Source organism: Parabacteroides sp. FAFU027 (assembly GCF_022808675.1).
GTDB lineage: Bacteria > Bacteroidota > Bacteroidia > Bacteroidales > UBA7332 > CAXXIC01.
The window spans coordinates 179,306-199,773 of record NZ_JAKZKV010000002.1 but is presented as its reverse complement, the minus strand read 5'-3'; the positions used below and the strand labels follow the sequence as shown (position 1 = coordinate 199,773).

The 20,468-nt window shown below is 43.9% G+C and carries 19 protein-coding genes; 8 read left to right on the top strand and 11 right to left on the bottom strand.

The window, feature by feature from the left end:
• Positions 1-256 precede the first annotated feature (256 nt).
• Positions 257-484 (bottom strand): hypothetical protein, encoded by a 228-nt coding sequence (locus MLE17_RS04075; protein WP_243347307.1) that lies wholly within the window; start codon positions 482-484, stop codon positions 257-259.
• 167 nt (positions 485-651) lie between these two features.
• On the opposite strand from MLE17_RS04075, the gene MLE17_RS04070 reads away from it, so the two are divergent.
• Both MLE17_RS04070 and MLE17_RS04065 read left to right on the top strand, forming a co-directional pair.
• Positions 652-2,334, top strand: coding sequence for a thrombospondin type 3 repeat-containing protein (locus tag MLE17_RS04070; RefSeq protein WP_243347306.1), 1,683 nt, complete (start codon positions 652-654; stop codon positions 2,332-2,334).
• A gap of 91 nt (positions 2,335-2,425) precedes the next feature.
• Positions 2,426-4,288: an alpha/beta hydrolase-fold protein gene (locus MLE17_RS04065; RefSeq protein WP_243347305.1), complete on the top strand. Its 1,863-nt coding sequence runs from the start codon at positions 2,426-2,428 to the stop codon at positions 4,286-4,288.
• Between the two features lie 171 nt (positions 4,289-4,459).
• Here the strand turns inward: MLE17_RS04065 and MLE17_RS04060 are convergent, their stop codons facing one another.
• Positions 4,460-6,376 carry a vWA domain-containing protein gene (locus tag MLE17_RS04060; protein ID WP_243347303.1) on the bottom strand — a complete coding sequence of 639 codons (1,917 nt, stop codon included), beginning with the start codon at positions 6,374-6,376 and terminating at the stop codon, positions 4,460-4,462.
• A gap of 353 nt (positions 6,377-6,729) precedes the next feature.
• Here MLE17_RS04060 and MLE17_RS04055 point away from each other — a divergent pair, with 353 nt between their 5' ends.
• The 3 genes from MLE17_RS04055 (at position 6,730) to MLE17_RS04045 (ending at position 9,081) form a co-directional block, all read left to right on the top strand.
• Positions 6,730-7,299: an RNA polymerase sigma factor gene (locus MLE17_RS04055; RefSeq protein WP_243347301.1), complete on the top strand. Its 570-nt coding sequence runs from the start codon at positions 6,730-6,732 to the stop codon at positions 7,297-7,299.
• Between the two features lies 1 nt (position 7,300).
• Complete coding sequence (locus MLE17_RS04050) at positions 7,301-8,395, top strand: carboxypeptidase-like regulatory domain-containing protein (RefSeq protein ID WP_243347299.1); 1,095 nt, start codon at positions 7,301-7,303, stop codon at positions 8,393-8,395.
• Positions 8,396-8,496: 101 nt separating this feature from the next.
• Positions 8,497-9,081, top strand: coding sequence for a hypothetical protein (locus MLE17_RS04045; RefSeq protein ID WP_243347298.1), 585 nt, complete (start codon positions 8,497-8,499; stop codon positions 9,079-9,081).
• 60 nt (positions 9,082-9,141) lie between these two features.
• Here the strand turns inward: MLE17_RS04045 and MLE17_RS04040 are convergent, their stop codons facing one another.
• Positions 9,142-9,447, bottom strand: a complete 306-nt coding sequence (locus MLE17_RS04040) for a nucleotidyltransferase domain-containing protein (protein WP_243347297.1) — start codon at positions 9,445-9,447, stop codon at positions 9,142-9,144.
• A 121-nt stretch (positions 9,448-9,568) separates the two neighbouring features.
• Complete coding sequence (locus MLE17_RS04035; protein WP_243347296.1) at positions 9,569-10,057, bottom strand: hypothetical protein; 489 nt, start codon at positions 10,055-10,057, stop codon at positions 9,569-9,571.
• Positions 10,058-10,214: 157 nt separating this feature from the next.
• Here MLE17_RS04035 and MLE17_RS04030 point away from each other — a divergent pair, with 157 nt between their 5' ends.
• The 3 genes from MLE17_RS04030 (at position 10,215) to MLE17_RS04020 (ending at position 14,673) form a co-directional block, all read left to right on the top strand.
• Positions 10,215-10,769 carry a hypothetical protein gene (locus MLE17_RS04030; protein ID WP_243347295.1) on the top strand — a complete coding sequence of 185 codons (555 nt, stop codon included), beginning with the start codon at positions 10,215-10,217 and terminating at the stop codon, positions 10,767-10,769.
• A gap of 158 nt (positions 10,770-10,927) precedes the next feature.
• Positions 10,928-13,396 (top strand): outer membrane beta-barrel family protein, encoded by a 2,469-nt coding sequence (locus MLE17_RS04025; protein WP_243347293.1) that lies wholly within the window; start codon positions 10,928-10,930, stop codon positions 13,394-13,396.
• A gap of 146 nt (positions 13,397-13,542) precedes the next feature.
• Positions 13,543-14,673: an N-acetyltransferase gene (locus MLE17_RS04020; protein ID WP_243347292.1), complete on the top strand. Its 1,131-nt coding sequence runs from the start codon at positions 13,543-13,545 to the stop codon at positions 14,671-14,673.
• A 351-nt stretch (positions 14,674-15,024) separates the two neighbouring features.
• Here MLE17_RS04020 and MLE17_RS04015 read toward each other — a convergent pair whose 3' ends face one another.
• The 7 genes from MLE17_RS04015 to MLE17_RS03985 form a co-directional block, all read right to left on the bottom strand.
• Complete coding sequence (locus MLE17_RS04015; protein WP_243347291.1) at positions 15,025-15,390, bottom strand: hypothetical protein; 366 nt, start codon at positions 15,388-15,390, stop codon at positions 15,025-15,027.
• A gap of 327 nt (positions 15,391-15,717) precedes the next feature.
• On the bottom strand, positions 15,718-16,491 hold the full coding sequence (trpA, locus tag MLE17_RS04010; protein ID WP_243347290.1) for a tryptophan synthase subunit alpha: 774 nt from the start codon (positions 16,489-16,491) through the stop codon (positions 15,718-15,720).
• Positions 16,492-16,511: 20 nt separating this feature from the next.
• Positions 16,512-17,138 carry a phosphoribosylanthranilate isomerase gene (locus MLE17_RS04005; protein ID WP_243347288.1) on the bottom strand — a complete coding sequence of 209 codons (627 nt, stop codon included), beginning with the start codon at positions 17,136-17,138 and terminating at the stop codon, positions 16,512-16,514.
• Positions 17,135-17,938: an indole-3-glycerol phosphate synthase TrpC gene (gene trpC, locus MLE17_RS04000; RefSeq protein ID WP_243347287.1), complete on the bottom strand. Its 804-nt coding sequence runs from the start codon at positions 17,936-17,938 to the stop codon at positions 17,135-17,137. Before trpC ends, MLE17_RS04005 begins: the two co-directional genes overlap by 4 nt.
• Positions 17,939-18,010: 72 nt before the next feature.
• A complete protein-coding gene (trpD, locus tag MLE17_RS03995) occupies positions 18,011-19,006 on the bottom strand; it encodes an anthranilate phosphoribosyltransferase (RefSeq protein WP_243347286.1) in 996 nt (331 codons plus the stop codon).
• Between the two features lie 142 nt (positions 19,007-19,148).
• Positions 19,149-19,715: an anthranilate synthase component II gene (locus MLE17_RS03990; protein ID WP_243347280.1), complete on the bottom strand. Its 567-nt coding sequence runs from the start codon at positions 19,713-19,715 to the stop codon at positions 19,149-19,151.
• Positions 19,716-19,761: 46 nt separating this feature from the next.
• Positions 19,762-20,451 carry a hypothetical protein gene (locus MLE17_RS03985; RefSeq protein ID WP_243347278.1) on the bottom strand — a complete coding sequence of 230 codons (690 nt, stop codon included), beginning with the start codon at positions 20,449-20,451 and terminating at the stop codon, positions 19,762-19,764.
• Positions 20,452-20,468: the final 17 nt, after the last annotated feature.

Genomic DNA, 20,468 nt, shown 5'->3' with positions numbered 1-20,468 from the left:
ATTGATTATACAAATATATTAATTTATCTCTATTATCTGAATCTGATATTATTAATCTATTTGGCATTCATATATATCATAATCTGATACTATAATTATATTTGAATATTTATACTATCAGATTATGGTGATATATTTATACAATATAGATACCCAGAAATAAGGAACAAACACCAAATTTACCGGGAATAACATTCCAATCCTGAGTTACAACCTCTGATCAGACTCATATAATTCTATCTCCACTTCATTTAACCTACCATTTCATTCCGGAAAATATCAGCCGGAGCAGTAAAAGGTGGGAGTATAACGGGTTTCTTGTGTAAATGAAGGTAAGATGTCCCAAGATGAAGCTGTGGAAGGCAATAAATGAGACACCCGGCTCCTTGCCAGATGCAGATACCGTGTGTTTTTCATTCACTTTATCCAAATTACGAAGCATTCCCCCATCGACTTCACCGTCTCCCCAGCCGTACAAACTCATGAAGGATATTTTTTAGCAAGTAAATGGTCTCTTTTCATCACTCAAATTATCGAAGAGTAATACAAACCTATTTTCCAACAATTATTATACCTGGATTTCTGTGAATAATATCAATTTTGTATTCCAAGACCCGAAGAATCTATTACACATTAAATCTGATACCTATTATGAAAAAAAGAATCCGTTCTATTGGATTGCTGATACTTATGCTTGTTGTACAGTCTGCATTTGCACAATATCCCGACGTCCCCAAAGAAGATCTGCAAAAAGCAAATGCTATATTGGAGGCTGCTACCCGTCGTTCCGATTCTATATGGAACAACATTGCTTATCCTATTGTCCAAAAAGAGGCCCAAAGCGGTCGTCCATATGTACCGTGGGCCGGTTCCCCCGACGATTTTATGCAAGCTAAAATCCCGGCATTTCCAGGCGCCGAAGGAGGTGGCGCGTTTACTCTGGGAGGTCGTGGTGGTCGTGTTATTATAGTCTCCAGTTTGGCCGACGATGGCCCCGGCTCATTACGTAATGCCTGTGAACAGGGAGGAGCTCGTATAATTGTTTTTAAAGTCTCAGGCATAATCAGGTTAAAAAGCCCGATTATGGTGAGAGCCCCCTATATTACCATAGCCGGACAAACCGCTCCGGGTGATGGGATTTGCGTAGCAGGAGAATCCTTCTGGATAGATACCCACGATGTCATAATCCGTCACATGCGTTTCCGACGTGGCGATACAAACCTGGCTCGCCGCGACAATGCAATTGGAGGCAAACCCTATGGAAATATCATCTTTGACCATGTATCGGCCAGTTGGGGATTGGACGAAATCATGACTGTATATAACCATATATATTACGACAGCATCAGCAGACGCAATGAAGAAAAATATTCTGTAAATATCACTATCCAGAACTCTATATTCTCAGAAGCGCTGGATACCTGGAATCATGGATTTGGCAGCACATTAGGAGGTCGCAATTGCACATATATGCGCAACCTCTGGGCTTGTAATACCGGTCGTAATCCGACTGTTGTCTGGTGTGACACTTTTAATTTCACAAACAATGTTATATATAACTGGGTAACACGAACCGTCGATGGTGGAGACTCTCGCACCCGGTACAATATCATCAACAATTACTTTAAGCCAGGACCGCAAACGCCGAAAGATGCACCGGCTGGCCATCGGATACTAAGACCCGATGCTGTTCGAAGCAAACTTCCCGACAAGGTATTCGGCCGCTGTTATGTCAACGGCAATATCATGGAGGGTTATCCGAATATAACACAGGATAACTGGGATGGAGGCGTACAAATAGAGGATCTACCCAATGCCGGTAAATATTTAGCTGACATAAAATGGGACAAGCCTTTTCCGATGCCTCACATAACTATTCTTCCATCAGATAAAGTATTTGATTATGTATTGGCAAATGCCGGAGCCACACTCCCCAAACGTGATCCGGTAGATATCCGTGTAATAAAACAGGTTCGGACCGGAAAGGTGGTTTACAACCATAAATATAAAGAGGATGGAAAACCTCAGTTCAAAAATCGTCGATTACCTAAAGATTCTTATAAACAGGGAATCATCACCGACATTGCCCAGGTAGGCGGATATCCGAAATATAAAAGCACAAAAGCGCCGAAAGATACCGATAACGACGGCATGCCCGATAAATGGGAAATAAAATACGGATTAAACCCGAAAGATGCTTCCGATGCTGTCAAAGACTGTAACGGTGATGGCTATACCAATATCGAGAAATACATCAACGGCATTGATCCGACAAAGAAAGTGGATTGGTCTGATCCGAAAAACAACCATGATACCTTAGAGTATGATAATTAAAACCTCGGGGCTGATATTAATGAACCAGAAAGAAATTGTGACCTGGAAATCCATTAAACAGTAAAGAAAACTCTGCTTAAAAACATCTATCATGAGAATTAAAACACTCTTAATCTCTATTCTTCTATTCAATCTGAATCAGTTATCTTCCCAATTGCAACAAAGCAAGATTCAGATTACCCATATAGCCAACCCGGCTAATGCTCAAAGTCTGAAAAAAAGTGTCAGCACACAAAAACCTCCAGCAACTTCCAATAATGCCCTAAATACCCAACAAGAAAACAGGCTGATCGAGCTCAGGAATTTTTCCGACAATGGCATTTTTGACGGAACAAGAAATATCCGGATTGTTCTACCTCCTGATTATTATAAAAGCAAGGAAAGATACCGTGTGATCTACTTCTTCGATGGGAAGAGAGTGCTTTCAGGCCCTCAAAATGACAAGGATAAGATGTCTGCCGATTTCTATCATGATGAATTGCTAAAAGAAGGGCTGATCTATCCGGCCATACTGGTAGCCATGCACGATAACGGTCATCGCACGAAAGATCTGACACCGACCAAAGGTCAACTGAGTGATGAATCGGGCGGCGATCTTGAAAAATACTACGGCTTTATTTCCCGGGTCCTGAAGCCTCACATCGACTCCACATTCCGAACCATGAAAGCCGCGAAGTTTACCGGCATTGCGGGTCATTCTTACGGCGGACTGGCGGCGGCATGGCTGGCCTGGATGCACCCCGAGACCTTTGGTATGGCAGGATGCATGAGTCCGGCTCTGTGGTGGGACAATAAACTTTTGCTCGGAAAAATGGCCAATGAAAAATACACGAAATCTAAATCCCGGTATTGGATCATGTCTTCAGATGTTAATATGCCCGATATGTGGAATGAAGCCAGACTGGCGGCTCATTTTCTCAAAGAAAAGGGATGGAAAGAAGATCAGAACTTAGCATATACACATGTATATGGGGGACTCCATGACATTCCATCATGCAACAGCCAAATGCGAAATATGCTCTATTTTTTCCTGAGAAAAAAGAAACCGGCATTCGTCAGTGCTTCTATTAAAAATGTTTTGGAAACAACTACCGAGCCTATCGATATCGAATCACTTGGTGAAAATGCCTGCCTGCTTCTCGACCTTCAATACACAAACGGATACAGAACCAATGCCATTAGTCCCGCGTATTCTGTCGAAAACACAGAAATTGCTTTTATGGATGACAATATAACCGGAGCTATTTCACCCAGATCAGCCGGAATAACAAATCTTCAAATGAGCAGTGGGAAAGCCAGAGCTTCTATCAAAATAAAGAGCTTTGATTACAACAACCATGAAAATTACCCTCTCAGCGAAACAACAAACAAAGTAGCTATTGACGGAAAACTCAATGACTGGGATCACCTGAAATATAGCTACTCAAGTAAAACAGACACCTGCAAGCGATACCGTTTCGACCTCAAATATGATGATAAATTCCTCTATATAGCCGTAAAAGTCTTTGATCGATCGGTCTCTCTCGATAGCACAGACGGATATAAAAAGAGAGACCGGATTGTCATATTTTGTGATGCCCGGAAAGAGCCCGTACGGTCGTTAAACCGGGGGCTTTCTCCCTGGACAAAATTTCTTCAGATAGGCATATCGCCGGGGCGGACAATACAAGAAATGCAGCTCGAAAGAAAGGAGCCTTTCGGAAAAACATTACCGGAAGAGTTGCAAGCTGTCAGCATTACTGACAATGATGGCTATATTACGGAAGTCGCTATTCCTATCAGCTATATCAAGTCCCAACAGGGAGAAAACTGGGACGGCATCCGGCTCAATATGTACCAGAAAGATGTTAACGAAAAAGAGGACTCCAACAACCGTTACTATTGGCGACCTGACTGGAAGAGAGCTGAAAATATCAGTGGATCCGGTTCTTTTAAAAGACTACAAAACCTCTGATGTTTCTTTGAGGGTCTTCACCCTGTGTGGGCGGGGTGGTTTCTACAGAATAATATCATCCTACGAATAAGAAATTCACAATTCCACCATTTATTATTTACAAAAGTGCTAATATGCAAAATATATAAACCTTGCATATTAGCACTCTGGCGTTCAATCCATATATTGAAATCATTCCCCCATCGACTTCACCGCTTCCACCAGTCGGATAAACTCGTGACGGTAACCCTGACGGTCTTCACCCATACCTTTACGGGCAAGGTCGATGGCCTGTTGGTAAGTCGCATCTCCTTTGAAGTCGGAGTTTTTCAGCAGCTGGCCAAACATCGCTACTGCGGATGCAAAAGCGTAATCTTCACTCATCGTTTTGCCTTTATCGCTGACCAATACCGGCTGTTCCATCTTCTGGCTTGTATTGCTGTCGATGGGTTTGTAGCGCAGCTTGACGGTCATCAGTTCGTTATTGGCCGCACCGGTTTGAGTCGGTTTGGTGGTTGACTTTTGGTATTTCAGGTCATCCACGCCACCGTAGTTATTCTTCACTCCCACGGGGATGATTTCGTAAAATGCAGTCACGGTGTGGCCGGCACCCAGTTCGCCCGCATCCTTGGTATCGTCGTTAAAATCCTCCTTGTTAAGTAATCGACTTTCGTAACCCACCAGGCGATAGGCATTCACATACGCCGGATTAAACTCCACCTGAATCTTCACATCCTTGGCCACGGCATACATTGTTGAGCCGAATTCATTGACAAGAACCCGGTTGGCCTCCTGAATATTGTCGATGTAAGCGTGATTGCCGTTACCTTTCTGGGCCAGTATCTGGAGTTTGTTATCCTTGTAGTTGCCCATGCCATAACCTAACACTGTCAGATAAATACCAGACTGGCGTTTTTCCGAAATCAGGTTTTCGAGTCCGCCTTCTGACGAAACTCCCACGTTAAAATCGCCGTCGGTACAGAGTATCACACGGTTGTTTCCTCCTTTGATGAAGTTCTTTTCTGCAATACCGTAAGCCAGTTGAATGCCCGCACCTCCGGCTGTGGAGCCACCGGCTTGAAGGTTATTCAAAGATTCGAGGATTTTTTGCTTATCACCTCCCGATGTCGAAGGCAACACCACTCCGGCAGCACCGGCATAGACGACTATCGAAACCCGGTCCTTGTCACGGAGGTTATTGGCCAGCAGTTTGAGCGAAGATTTGACCAACGGCAGCTTGTTGGGCTCGTCCATCGAACCGGACACATCCACCAGAAACACAAAGTTGGAAGCGGGCAAACTGGCAGACGGAATCTCTTTCGCCTTTACTCCGATGCGTACTAACAGGTGGTCTTTAGCCCACGGACAAGGCTGCGATTCGGTCAGGATATTCACCGGATGATTCCCATTGGGTGCGGGATAATTGTAGGAGAAATAGTTGATAAACTCCTCGATACGCACGCTTGCCTTTTCCGGTTTTTGTCCCATATTTATCATGCGACGGGCGTTACCATAAGCTGCGGCATCCACATCAAGCGAGAAGGTGGAAAGTGGCTCATGTTTTGCATCCTTGAAGCGGTTCTCGGGTGTTGCAGCATATTCCTCGTCATTCACCTGCTCGTCGGCTTTTATCACCGGTGGGCAGAAGCGTTTGCATTTAGTTCCATAACCGACCACTACTACTTCATCGGTACCCTTGTCAAAGTTAACGGCACCGACCGCTGCGGTGGATTCCATCACTCTGTCCTGAGTGACCATTTCCTCTTCTTCATTCACCTGCTCATCCGGCTTCAATGCAATACTGCGTTTCAGGGCTACATCACAACGGGTGCTTGTTACCCGAACCTCTTTTCGTTGATAGCCCCGACTGGTAAATAGAAGAATTCTGCCTTTTCTTACCGAGATGGTATAAATACCACCTGCATTTGTCCGGGTCTGGGCTTGTGTACCCTTCACCGTCACTACCACACCGGCAATGGCACGCCCCGATTGGGCATCAGTTACTCTACCCGATACCACCAACTTTTCGGTTGTACTTTGGGCAAATACAAAAACGGCTGACAACAAAATAGCAATAACGGATATTGCCTTTACTACTTTCGTTTGCATACTATAGAATTTAATGGATTAGAAATCGTTTTCTCAATAGATGCGGCGACTTCCGAAATTCCATAAAAGAATTTCTATTTTTGTGGAAATAATTTTCAATCGGGCGAAGATTACTGGTTGCATTGTGTTTTGTTTTAGATGAGAAAAGACTTTTCTCATCTAAAATTCGTGTAATAGGAGCCACGAATTCACGAATTAATAATACAACTAATTGGTAAAATAAATTGAATCGAATTCGCCCAAATCCTTTTTCAAAATTGAAAAAGCGGGGATACTATTTTATTTGTGTATTCGTGGCTATAATTTTTCGATATACTTAGGCTTTTAACTCATCAAAAGCAGCATACTTTAATTTGAAGATCAGGCATACATACAGCGACCTTAGCGACGAAGATTTAGTGATACACTATCGGAATTCGTCAGAACAGGTGATGTTGGGACAACTTTACTCCCGATATATCCCGCTCGTGTATGGTCTCTGCCTGAAATACCTGCAACATCAGGAAGATGCCGAGGATGCCGTAATGCAGATTTACGAAGAGCTTTCGGTAAAAGTCTGTAACTATGATATTGCGAACTTCAAAACGTGGCTCTACAGCGTGGCGAAAAACCATTGCCTGCAAATCCTGCGAAAACATCAACCCTTTACTTTCGAAGAAATTAGCGAGAAGGTTGTGGAAACCGACCACTTCGAGCATCTATTAGATATCAATGAAAATATCGAAAAAGAAACCGCGCTCAATTATTGCCTGAAGACCTTGCCAGAAGAACAAAAGCGGTGCATTGTCCATTTCTTCTTCGAGGAGTGCTCGTATGCCGATGTGGTTGAACTGACCGGATTTGCATTGAATAAAGTGAAAAGTTACATCCAGAACGGGAAGCGGAACCTCAAAATCTGCATGGTCAAAGTATTAAATCATTGAGATGAGAATCAAACACTACATACAGGGCGACAAGCGGGGCAAGGATGCCCACCGGCTGGAGCGAGATGCCATGAGCGACCCGTTCCTGCAGGAGGCGTTGGATGGTTTTGATTCCGTCCCGGGCAACCATGCTGATGCATTGGAGCGACTGGAACAAAATATCATGCACCGGGCTTCTGCGAAGAGACGCCGACAACTGATTATCAACTGGTCGGTAGCTGCTACGGTACTTTTGCTGATTGGGCTGGGCAGTTATTTCATTTTCCAAAACAGTGATAAAAACGCACCGGTCGTAGCCACTACCCAAAAGGCAAAACCTTCCCATCCGTCTGTGAATAAACCGGAAGAAATCGTCAGGGAAGCAGAGCAACAAAAACAGACAAAGCGATTCACCCCGCCTGTCATCAAGCCCGACGACCAGGTGAATGAAGAGGAGGAGATGGTAACACAGGATAAGGTCATGGAATCCACTGCTGCTGTTGGTGCTGTCAACTTCGATAAAGGTACGGATGATGTAGTGGTAATGCCGCCGGTAGTTCAGGCAGAAAAACCAGTCGTCATAAAGGGCAAAGTAGTAGATGAATCCGGAGCGCCATTGGTGGGTGCCTATTTAATTGACAAAAAGGACAAAAAGCAAGCCATAACCGATAGAGACGGTAAGTTCGCATTAACCGTAAAGGATAGCGATTCGTTGAATCTGACAGCCAATTACATAGGATATGATTCAAAAGAAATAACAGTTGTGCCCGATAAAGAAAAAATTATAACCCTGAATCAAAACCGAGATTCGTTTAATGACGTAGTTGTGGTCGGTTATGGTTCAAGTAAATTGAAAAAAGGAACTATCCATTCAACTTCATTCGGTAAAAAAGAGTTCCTGGAATATTGTAGGAACAAAGCCGAAAAAGGCCTTTGCGATGAGATGGAATCAAGCGTAACGGTTGAATTTACCATCAACGATAACGGACGACCATCCGGATATAAGTTCTCAAAATTCACTTGTGAGAAAGCCAAATCCGAGATCGAAAAACTGCTTAACCAATCTCCGAAATGGACTAAGCCGAATCAAAAAGTATCTGTAAAGATCAGCTGGTAATATTAAAAGAGGTTTTCAGACAGCAACCTTTCGATAGCCCATATTGTTCTATACAATAATGAGTTAAACCTAAACCACCTATCCTTACACTACATGCTGTCATGAAAGCCATTTTACTTGTAATCCTTATTACCTTTTCTGCAAAAGGATTCAGCCAATATGACCTGCTTATCCTGAAGAACTACAAGACCGGAAAGATTATCTTTATCCCCGAGGGGAAAATGGTCAAGCTGACGGATGGCTCAAAAAAGTCGCACAAGGGCATCCTCTCCATCAAGTGTGATTCGGCTCAATGCCACAATCCTTTGCTTCTTGTTGGGAAAGATTCGGTCTATCTTGATAATGTGATTCTGATTCGAACAAAAGCTGTTTATGCACAAGTATCCAGCGGTGTAATGACTGTCAGTGGAACAGCACTTGGGATTGAAGGGTCTTATTTCTTAGCTATGGGATTAGGGCTAAATACCAATACCAAAGGAATGGAGAAATATACCAAATCCGTTATGTTCTTAAATGGGGGCGCATTCTCACTGGGAGGACTCACACTAATTACTGCCGGAGTTTTTCTCTGGAACTCTTTCGCTAAAAAATTCCCAGCCAACAAGTGGGAATATTTTGCCCAATCTCCCATTGCTCACAACGGGGAGCCTGACAATTCCAATCAAACAAGTACCATTGCTCCATAATACTGAAAACGGGACATCCGCTTATGCCGAATGTCCCGTTTTTGTGAGATATAGTCTCTTTTATTTCTTCTCATAAAAAGAGATACCTTCCTGTTCTATTGCATCTTTCAGGCGTTCCTCCTTGAGTAAATTGTAGCAAATGACCTCAAAACAATAGGGGATCAGCGTCTCTTCATTGAGGTCATAAGCAATATCATAGGCTAATGACTGGGTGACATTCTCGCCTTTAATGGCAATTTGCACCACTGAACTGCATTTGCAGTCATTTTTTGCGCGTGTGCCGAATACCAGGGCTTCCTGCACTGCATCGTATTTTGCCAGAACCTCCTTAACGACCCTGACTTCCTGTTCTCTCAGACCAAACATAATATTTTTCTTTTAAGGTTATATCATTTCTCAGACACTGTGTGTCCGGTGTATTTTCAGTAACAAATATATCAAATTATGGCATATTCCACACAGCCGGAACACGCTTTTTCGGGAAAAATCAGCGAAAAAGCTCACTCAGGTCCTTGCCCGAATAAGCAAAGCTTACGCCCTCGTGAATCAGTCCCCGCGCAAACTTCCGCACCGACTCAAACTCCGGTTGAAATCCGAATAACAGGAGTGAGCTCGCACATTTGTGCAGGCGGATGGGCCAGTTCTGCCAGTCCTGATCCGGTAGTGGATGGTCGATGTGACTGCTGCGCTTCAGGTCCCAGCCCCATGAACGCAATAGCAATTCTGCGCCCAAGACCAGTTCCTGCATAAAAACCGGATCCTGTTTTAACTCATTAATCTCATCCTCAAATACAGTATAGGCAAAACCGAGCCGACTCGGTTTGTCGATAGGGAAGGCCCACCAATCGTAGTGCGAGATGTGAAATTTCTGCCAGTCTTCAGCTCTGGCCCAATGTTCAAATTCGACAATCTGTTGGTGGTGTTTTCTCTTCAGTTTGGGGATTCCGACAAATTCCGGATGATCGTTTTTTTTCATGGTTGAAGGTTGTTGAATGTTTGACCGATACCATAGAAAACAATCTGTCATGAAAAGAGTTTTTCATTCAGAGCGAAAGGAATGATTGTGATTTTCAAAACAGTTGCTAACTTCGCAGCCGTTTTTCTGTCCTATATTTCCATACCTACTGAGAATTATGAAAACAAAACTGCTCATCCCCGCCTTAATGCTGATTGTGCTTGCCGGCTGCAACCGCTTCCGTAAACAGGAACCCATCGATAATCTTTACGGTGCCTATCAGGGAAAAGTGACCTATCTGTTCCAATTTTCGAAAGTGGATAAACGGTTAAAAGACCAGCAGGAAACCCGCGATTGCCGGATTGCCGTTTACAAGCAATCGAATATTTCCTACATGAAATGCGCCGAAGGAGTACTGGTGCTTTCAGGTATTATGCCGGGCGATACCAGTGTTACCTTCTTCATCCGCCCGCAACGATTCACCGAGGCTAAGGAGAAAATATCCGTAGTGGGAAAACCATTGCGCTTTACCCGTCCGACCCGCACGAAGGGCGACGCCTATTTTGAGACTAAATACAACAAGCTGATATTTTCCTATAAAGGGGTCGTTCCGTTCAATAAAGGGAAAATTCATGTGAATATCCCGGTGGAAGCCTATTACCGCTTACAAAAAATCAACATTTCACAACTGAAAAAGGAACGGATGAACCGGATTAAAAAACTCAATCAATAGTCTGAACTGTTATTTCCCCAAAAAACGCTAAAATAACCTCATCCTTTAAACCATATATGAGGTATCACGTCAAACAATTCCCTGCATTTTTTTCAAATCAAAATGCAGGGAATTAGTTTTTTAAGTGTGAACCTATCATTTTAAGAATAATCATTTGAATGAAAACAAAGAGATCTTTGCTATTGAGCCTGGTATTACTGTTGGCAATAATAGCGCAAGCCGGTAGTGTCACCGGTAAACTGGTGGACAGCAAGACAAAAGCCGGACTGGACTATGTCAACGTTGTGCTTTTCAACGCAACCACAAACAAAATGGTAAAAGGAGCTTCAACTGCATCCGGTGGAAACTTCAATTTTCTGAATATCCCTATGGGTAAATATCTGCTGAAAGCCACGTTTGTGGGATATTCTCAACTGGAACTTCCGATAATCATCGACGCTAAACGGCCGGAACTGACACTGGGCTCAATTGCACTTACTGAAAACTCCCACAACCTTAAAGAGGTGAAAATTGAAGGGCAGAAATCGCAAATGCGTTTTGAAATCGACCGCAAAGTCTTCAACGTGGATCAGAATCTGGCTGCAGCAGGAGCTTCTGCTTCTGAAATCCTGAAAAACATCCCATCAGTGCAGGTAGATGTGGAAGGAAATGTATCGCTGCGCAATGATCAAAACGTAACCATCTGGATCAATGGGCGTCCTTCCGGATTGAGTGCTGACAACCAGGCGCAAATACTACAACAGATGCCGGCAGAAAGCATCGAGCGCATCGAAGTGATCACCAACCCCTCTTCCAAATTCAGCCCGGATGGCTCTGCCGGTATTATCAACATAGTGTTGAAAAAAGACCGCAAAGCCGGATATTACGGAAGTGTTTCCGTGGGTGGTGATACCTTTAAAGGGATCAACTCCGCATTCAACATCAACTACACAAGCCCTAAATGGGATGCTTATGCCAATGTCGGTTTCCGCAAAAACGAATTTAAAATGTGGTCGGATGGCAACCGGAATACCTGGAAGCCTAACGGTGACACCACCAATCTGGTGACGGACAACAACTCAAAAATGGGTGGCTACGGTGTGTTTTCCCGAGCCGGCGTGACTTACCATGCGGATGATAAGAATGATATCGGAGTAAGTGGCATGTTTATGACTTCTGACCGTTATAACCGTTCGAATGTCGCTTATGAATCACATCTGAATGAGGTTTTAAACAATCAATATAGCCGATATTCGGATGGCGACGGTAACCACGGCATGTTTAACGCGATGCTTGATTATACCCACAAATTCAACCAGAAGGGACACGAAATCCGATCAACAGTAGAGTATAACGGCATGAATTTTGGCAACAACTCGACCATGTATCAAATGGATGCCGTTCATAACACTATTACAAATCCGGTTTTGACCCAATGGATCAACAGCGATAACAAACGCCGCGAAGTGGAAGTGCAGATGGACTATACCTACCCGATCAACGAAAACAGCAAACTGGAAGCGGGCTATAAAGGGGAATTCAACAAACGAAGCAGCCCGACCAGCGCGGAGCTGCAAACCTTACTCGTAACCCGCAAACCTCAGTATGAGCTAAACAATGAATATTCAGGACGTGACAACAGAAACTCCCTCTACATTACCTATGCGGGTAAAATCAGCAAACTCAGCTATCAGGCCGGCTTGCGTGGGGAGTACAACGTGATGAAAAATACGGCGGTGAATTACGACAAGTACAATAATGATTCAACCACTACATTCAACAAGACTTATCCGGGCATTTACCCGAGTCTTTTTGTGAATTACACACTTGGCAATGGCAACGAGCTGCAGTTGAACTACACCCGTCGTATCAACCGTCCCAACGGTCGCATTATGAATCCGTACCGCAACGTTTCCGACTCGTTAAATATCAGTTACGGTAATCCTAACCTGACTCCGGAATATTCCAATTCGTTGGAACTGAACCATATCAAGACCTGGGAAAACCATTCGCTTTCATCATCCATCTACTACCGCAATACTTCCGATGTAATCCAGTCGGTGAGTTACGTGGAGTATATCAACAATAAGTCGGTAAAATTCAGCACCTCGCAGAATATCACCAACTCACAGGCAGCGGGTTGCGAGTTTATCCTGAAAGACCGATTCATGAAGTTCATTGACGTAACCTCTACGTTGAATATGTTCTACAATCAGCTGGACGGATTTACCTACGCCGACACCTACTACAAAGGCACCGAAAGCTTTGCCTGGAACGCCCGCATGATGGTTAATATGGGACTGCCGGGGGGATTAATGGGGCAGTTGACCGGCGGATACCAGTCAAAACGTAACATTGTGCAGGGAGAAAGCCTGCCAAGCTGGGATATGGATGCCGGATTGCGCAAGACCTTCTTCAATCGCAAGTTTATCGTCAATGTGATGGTACGTGACCTGCTCAACTCTCGCAAAAACCGTGTTCGTACCTGGGGTAGCAACTACAATGACTACACTGTCAGCCAGTTTGGTGGACGCATGTTTGGTATCAACCTGACCTACAACTTCGGAAGCCAGAGCTTACAGAAGAAGAAACCAACCAAACAGCGTGAGAACGGTGATACCGATATCATGAACGGCAATGACATGTAACCACATAGTTTTATTGTTTTGAGAGTAAAAAGCTCCGTTAAGTCAGGATTCGTCCAGCTTTCGGAGCTTTTTGTTTTCCGGTAAAAGGAGAAAAATGCTTTTTGATTAGAACAAAAAGGCTACTTTTACACCTTAAACAATCATTCATGGCCTTAGAAATACGTCCGGTAAACAGCAAAAAAGAGCTGAAGCAATTTGTCAAATTCAGAATTGATCTCTATAAAAATAACCCTTACGCCATTCCTCCGCTTTATATGGACGAAATGGGAACTCTCGACCCAAAGAAGAATCCCGCCTTTGAATTTTGTGAAGCCCAATGCTTTATGGCCTATAAGGAAGAGAAAATCGTCGGTCGTATTGCGGCGATGATTAACCATCGGGCGAATGAAAAGTGGAATGAAAAGAACGGCCGCTTCGGCTTTATAGATTTCATTGATGACGAAGAGGTTTCATCCGCGCTGCTCAAAACCGCCGAAGAGTGGGTAAAAGCCAAAGGAATGACTCATATCCATGGTCCGCTCGGCTTTACCGATCTCGATCAGGAAGGCATGTTGGTAGAGGGTTACGATCAACTTGGCACAATGGCCACCATCTACAATTATCCTTATTACCCGGTGCATTTGGAAAAGCGCGGCTACCGCAAAGATGCGGAATGGCTGGAACATTTAATCACCATCCCCGAAACTCTTCACGAGAAACTCAACAGGATAGCTGACATTGTTACGAAAAAATTCAACCTGCGCGTCCTGAAGTTTTCAAGTACCAGACAACTGATCAAAGAAGGATATGGCAAGAAGTTTTTTGAACTGATCAACGTGTGTTACAGCCCGCTGTACGGTTCCACTCCCCTTAGCGAGAAACAGATCGACTATTACATCAAGATGTATATCTCGATGCTGAATCTGGACTTCCTGACCCTGGTCGTAGATGAAAGCGATGAGCTCATCGGATTGGGGGTGGTAATGCCCTCCTTATCCAAAGCGCTTCAGAAAATGCAGGGAAAACTCTTTCCGTTCGGATTCATTTACCTGCTGAAGGACTTAAAAATGAAGAATCCGGTAATTGACCTGCTACTGATTGGGGTCCGGCCCGATTACCAGAATAAGGGGGTCAATTCCATAATCATGAATGATATCCATGTGAATTGCCGGAAGCATGGTGTTAAATATGCCGAAAGTAACCCCATGTTGGCTGACAACGATAAGGCGCTGGCTCAATGGGAATACTTTGAGAGTAAAGTTCATAAACGCCGTTGGGCTTTTATCAGGGAATTATAATCGGAATATACATAGAATAATGAAAGGGATATTACGAGCAGATGATCGTAGATATCCCTTTCATTGTTGAGTACCTCTGAGAGCCACTATAGAAACGGTTTATTGCTTTATAATTGTAACTAATGAATACGTTACAAGCGGAAAAATACTTTCGCAAAAAACGTTGGATTATATTCTGTTGTTAGGAATATTCGAAGAGGAAGAAAAAAGGTATTGAAAAGCGTAGGTATAGCCCTGAAAGAGACACAAAGAGCAAGGTTCATCATGTCAATAATTCCGGAAAGATATTCAAAAAATACTCAGTAGAGTTTCCAGGAGACGCCTTGTGCATCTCCTGAAAATATTATATGCTTAAACGGCAACTGTCTGCATCGAATGAATATGATGCGTTTGGTGTGCAACCACCCGGTTGTTTACATATTCTTTGTAGAAATCGGGGTGTGTAATCTGGAATGGCAACATCAGCATATCCATGCATTCACTCAGCAGTATGCGGCAGTCTTTAATCATTCTTTTAATCTTAAGCGCTTTTTCCCAGGCACTTTCATTTCCTGCATGCGTGTTCTCCAATGCATAAATATCAAAGTTATACACGGATAATTTGTGCAAACCGGCAATAATAGACGGATTATCCTTAATCTTATCCAGATTGCGATTTAGGAATGCTGCAAGCTTCTGCTGCATGTTGTACTGGTTCAATTCTCTGCGTGTCATCATCGTACTAAAAGATTTTACGTTTAGGTAAATATTGAAAGGTTCATCATCATCAGTTGTCAGAGCATTGAAACGCAAAAACTCTCTTTCTTATTTAGAAGAGTATGTTTTTTCAACGCTTTAGCGAATGCAAATATAAGTCGTGTGATTTAATAAACAAGACTTTTGTAAGGGCTTTATTTTATGTTTTACAAATAGTTTTTGCAGCCTATGTTGTTATTATATGTTTAACGAAATCCAGATTAAACTATTGTCATAAAGCAAGAAAAGGATCCCGTTTTTCAACGAAATCCTCTTCTTGCTTTATAGATGTTTTGTGAGAATACAAAATCAGCTTTTCATCTTCTCCATTAACAATGAAACAGCCTCTTTGACGCTGTTGGTCTGGGCAATACAGTTGATGAATGCGCTACCGATGATAGCGCCGCTGGCATTTGATTGAGCGGCCTCCAGTGTTGCTTTGTTGGAAATGCCGAAGCCAATCAGACGAGGATTCTTCAGTCCCATAGCATCAATGCGGCGGAAGTAATCTTGTTTCTCATCACCGAATGAGCTTTGAGCTCCGGTGGTTGAAGCCGATGAAACCATGTAGATGAATCCTGATGTGTTTTTATCAATCAGGCGGATGCGCTCCTCCGAAGTTTCAGGCGTAATCAGCATGATAAACTTCACGCCGTATTTGTCGGCAATCGGTTTATAATTAGCCATATAGTCGTTGAAGGGAAGGTCTGGGATAATGACACCATCGATTCCCACTTCGTGGCAGTTTTTGCAGAATTCTTCGATACCCATCTGCATAACCGGGTTGAGGTAACCCATCATCACCAGCGGGATGTGGATTTCGGCACGGATGCCTCTCAGTTGGTCGAAAAGTTTGCGCAACGTCATGCCGTTTTCAAGAGCAACAGTACTGCTTTTTTGAATAACCGGACCGTCTGCCATAGGGTCAGAGAAGGGGATTCCCACTTCAATCAGGTCAGTACCCTGAGCTACTAGTTCGCGGATTACTTCGCGTGTGCTGTCAAATGTCGGATATCCGGCAGTGAAATAAACCGAGAAGATTCCTTTCGGTTTTTGTTGGAATAATGATTCAATGCGATTCATATCTTTGATTTACTATTTAATCATTTACAATTTACGATTTCCTGAAAAAACGATTCTAAGCGAGAGGCATCCTTGCGCCCCGGTTCGGTTTCGAAACGGCTGTTGAGGTCCACACCGCGCAACATCGGGTGATTCACCGCCTTGATGGCTTCTGCGTCATCCGGACCGATACCGCCACTCAGCAGAAAAGGGGTATTGCCCTGATAAGCTGAAAGAATACTCCAGTCGAATTTCTTGCCCGACCCGCCGTGTTGGGGTGTTTTAGTGTCGAAAACGTAAAGGTCGCAAGTGCCTTCGTAATCCTCCGTTTTGTCAAAATCAGCCGGTTCAGCTATGGAAAAGGCTTTCAGAGTCAAAAGGCCGGCTTGTCTGAAGGTGTAGCACATATCTTCCGATTCCGCCCCGTGAAGTTGTACACCGTTGAGGTTGTATTTCTTTACCACCTCCAGCATATCATCCAGTTCTTCATTGACAAATACGCCGATTTTCAACACGTTTCGGGGAAATGAAAGCATAAACTCCTTATCCAACGGCTCCGCATAACGAGGTGATTTGGGGTAGAAGATAAATCCCATCATATCAGGTTTCAGGGCAATGACTTCCGATATGTTTTCGGGATATTTCATCCCGCATACTTTGATTTTCATCTTTTTACTTTTACCTGAGCAATAAAGTCAGCCAATGCCTGAGCCGGGTCAGCCTGTTTCATAAAGTTTTCTCCCATCAGGAAGCCTTCAAAACCAGCATTACGCAACTCACGTACAGTTGCAGGCTCTGATATGCCACTTTCTGAGATTCTCACGATGCCGTGAGGAATCTTTTCACTCAGGTCAAATGAAGTCTGGATATCGGTGACGAAAGTGCTAAGGTTACGGTTGTTTACACCCACCACGTCAACGAATTCGTTGATGTGTCCAAGTTCCGCATCATTGTGAATTTCAAGCAATACTTCCAACCCAAGGGCGTGAGCCGCTTTAGCAAGAGTCTTGGTTTCGAAAACCGAAAGTGCTGCTGCAATCAACAAGATAACATCGGCTCCCATCACTTTGGCTTGCATAATCTGGTATTCGTCCACAATAAAATCTTTCCGTAGAAGAGGAGTTTTCAGTCCAAGTAAATCTACCAATCTACGGGCTTCCTGCAAATCCTTCAACTCACCGCCGAAGAAGTTCATGTCGGTCAGTACCGAGATGGTTGCCGCTCCGTTTTGAGCGTATCCGGGCACGATGTCTTCTATTTTCGCACCTTCCTTGATAAAGCCTTTGGAAGGGGATTTACGCTTAAACTCGGCAATGATACTGACTTCTGAGCTGGTCAGTGCTTGTTTGAACGAATAGCAGGTGCGGGCCGTTTCGCACAATTTGGCTAATTCGGCAGGAGATTGCACCTCTTTGTGTGCCGCAATCTCGATGCGCTTATTGGCTATGATTTTTTCTAAGATGTTCATTCTCTTTTGTTTTAAACGCGAAGTCGCGAAGATGCAAAGGAATACCTGGAGACTCAGCGACTATGCATTCATTTAACTATTAATCTCAACAAACTTTTTAAAGGCAGCTTTTGCTTTGCCACTTTCAATCGATTCTCGCGCTTCGGCGATGCAGGCCTCGATGCTCTTTTCAGGCGCACAGGTCTGGATGGAATATGCAGCATTGATGACCACCGCATTGATTTGTGCTTCGGTAGCTTTGTTTTCCAGAACGTTGTCGAATATTTTAGCTGCAGCTTCCACTGTATCGCCCCCGAATAAATCCGGCTCGGAGCAACGGGTAAAGCCCAGCTCTTCCGGAGTAAGGACACATTCACCCGAACGGTTGATTACTTTGAAATTGTCAGTCAACGAGATTTCATCGTAACCGTCCAGACTGTTCACAATGGTAAACTGTGTATCGGTTTGTTGGTACAGGTAGTGGTAAAGACGCGCCAGTTTCAGGTTGAATACGCCCAATACCTGACGTTTAGGCATAGACGGATTGACCAACGGACCCAGCATATTGAAGAAGGTACGTACCCCCAATGCCTTACGCACCGGAGCAACGGTTTTCATTGCCGGGTTAAAAAACGGAGCGTGCAGATAAGCCATGTGACACTCATCCAGCGAACGGCGCATCACATCGATATCCTGGGTGAATTTCACACCGTGGTGTTCAATCACGTTTGACGCGCCACTTACCGAGGTTGCACCGTAGTTACCGTGTTTCACCACGTTGTAACCGGCTCCTGCAACTGTAAAACAAGCAGCAGTAGAGATGTTGAAGGTGTTTTTGTTGTCACCGCCGGTGCCGACGATGTCCACGGCATTGTATTCCGCCAGGTCAACCGGCACACGCATTTCCAGCAATGCATCGCGGAAGCCCGAAAGCTCTTCGATGCTGATACTCCGCATCAGAAAGACGGTGATAAACGCCGCAATCTGACTTTCATTGTATTCCCCTTTCGCCATGCGGAGCAGTACCTGACGCGCCTGTTCGCGGTCAAGGGTGTTATGGTCGAAAAGATGGTATAGTAGTTGTTTCATAAAGAGACCTCCCCTCCCGATAGTTATCGGGACCCTCCGAAGGAGGGGCTTTTAGTTAATGGGTTTATTTATTGTTGTTGCAAATCAATAATTTGCAGAGTTCGACTCCCTTCCCTTCGGGGAGGGATGGGGTGGGGTTGTCCTACGCCTCAATCCAGTTTTTCAGCATCTTTAATCCTTCCGGAGTCAGTACCGATTCCGGATGGAATTGTACCCCGCGCACGTCATACTCTTTATGGTGCATGGCCATGATTTGTCCATTTGCATCTACGGCTGTTACCTCGAAGCAGTCCGGCAGATTATTGTTGCTCACAATCCAGGAGTGGTAACGACCTACCTCAATCTGTTTCGACATACCTGCGAATAGGATATCTTCCGCGACAATGTCAACATTTGTAGCCACACCGTGGTAAACATCTTCCAGGTTTATCAGTTCGCCACCAAACGCTTCACCGATTGCCTGATGTCCCAGGCAAATACCCAGGATGCATTTGGTCGGAGCATATTGCTTGATTAATGGTAGCAGCAAACCCGCTTCTGATGGTATTCCCGGACCGGGAGAGAGCACGATCTTATCGTATTTCGCGACATCTTCGAGTGCGATCTTATCATTTCTGTATACCTCAATCTCGGCGATGTTGAAGCTCTTCAACGCATGTACCAGATTGTAGGTAAATGAATCGTAATTATCAAAAACTAATATCTTCATGTTGTTATGTTTTTATTTTTACGAACAAATTCTGTTTCCTTTTGAGTTATTGCTGTTGTTTTCTCCTGATAGTCAACATTTCGTTTCCACCTTTCTGGAACTCGTAATCCACCGGTTGTATCCGTGTGTCGTATTCTTCTGAAAAGAAATCGAGAATAGCATCCAGAACGGTTGACTTTTTAGCATCCAGATTGAGTAACGGAAATATCCGGATTTCTTTACAAATCCTGAGCATTTCCTGAATCGATTTGATGTGAAAGTCTAATCCTAACTGGTCGTAAAGGACCAGAAAATGCGAACTCAGCCCTATATCGAATGTTGAATCCTGAATATTTAATTGCTCCGGCAATTCGTGATGAATGTATCGACCTTGTTGTTTACCCAATGGATAATCTTCAAGAAATCTGTCCATTGCCCCGCTTCGGATGTGCTCAAGTTCTTCTATGCTTCTGATGTTTTTCCAGATAAAGTTCTCCGTATTATTACGTGTCTGTTCCAGTACAATTTCCCTGGATTTTACAAACTGCGTTTTAAGCTGAATTTCAGAAAACTGATAAATCGGGTCAATAGAGACGATTCGATTGCCTAAGGAGTGCATTTCAGCATTGAAGCTCGCCGGACCGTCACCGAAGCTAATTATCTTTTTATCCAAATCAGCTTTAGAAAGAGAGAACATCGACCGGTATTCTTCCAGATTTCTACCCCATGGGACTACTTGTTCCAATACAAAAGCCATGACTCAAATATATTTTT